The following is a 940-nucleotide window of genomic DNA, read 5'->3' on the forward strand; positions in this document are numbered from 1 at the left end:
TTGTTCTAGTGTTGTACTGAGTAGCACCAACCCACCTGAAAGGAGATTTACCTCATGAGCAAGAACGTTATCACGATTTCGATCTCGGTCGATGGCTCGGATACCGCCGTCAATTCCTTCGCGTCGAAGGAAGCTGCCGTCAAGTTCCTGATGGGCAAGGGCATCGTCCGCTCGAAGGCACGCCCGATCGTGAACGCAGGCGTCGTCACGAGCCACACCGTCACCATCGAGCGCACGTTCATCAGCGCGCAGCCGGCTGAGGGTGCACCGGCCAAGCCGCGTACGTCGGTTCGCAAGCCGCACGCCGGTTCGGCCAAGGTCGCGGCCACGAAGGCACCGGCAGCACGCTCGGTCCCGGAGCAGGCCAGCAAGGTCGCACCGATCCCGGCATCGCCGTATCCGTTCCCGACGGGCGCTGCCCCGCTGTAATCGGCACCGACTCGTAATGCCCCTAAAAGCCCGGCCAGTCCGGGCTTTTTTGCGCCTATTGCAAACGTAATTGCTTCATGTATAATAGTCACACCAACTTTCAAGGAGATGATCATGAGCGTTTATTACCCGTTGGGCATGACGCCTAAGGAGATGCTGGTGTGCATCGACCTACTTCGTACAGAAGCACAAAAGTTTGAGAAGATCGGCCAAGATTGCCTAACATCTGCTCAAGAGGCCATGTGTCTAGAGGTCGCGTGCGAACGCCGTCGTCTGGCTGACCGTATCGAACACGCATATCGGAATATCGAATGACCGATCCACGCCGCGCGGGCCGAGACGCCTACTGGTCGGGAATGACTCTCGATCAAAACCCGGAGACGGGGATCGCGCGGGCGCTGTGGATCAATGGGTGGGAGCGGGCACGTGCTCTTGACGACGAATACAGTCCGTTGTTGGGGTTCGATAAGCTTCCGCCCCGATCAGAACCGGAGCCTCGCGCTATTTCCCC

1 protein-coding gene is annotated in these 940 nt (G+C 58.7%); it reads left to right on the forward strand.

Features of this window, described 5'->3' with window-relative positions:
- Positions 1-54 precede the first annotated feature (54 nt).
- Positions 55-429 carry a hypothetical protein gene (locus tag AC1RPQ_RS07640; RefSeq protein WP_289862515.1) on the forward strand — a complete coding sequence of 125 codons (375 nt, stop codon included), beginning with the start codon at positions 55-57 and terminating at the stop codon, positions 427-429.
- Positions 430-940: the final 511 nt, after the last annotated feature.

It is taken from the genome of Dellaglioa sp. CoH-57-MRSF-21, from assembly GCF_056781915.1.

Excerpts from the sequence above, each read along its gene's own strand:
- AC1RPQ_RS07640 (WP_289862515.1), top strand. The coding sequence starts at position 55 with ATGAGCAAGAACGTTATCACGATTTCGATCTCGGTCGATGGCTCGGAT.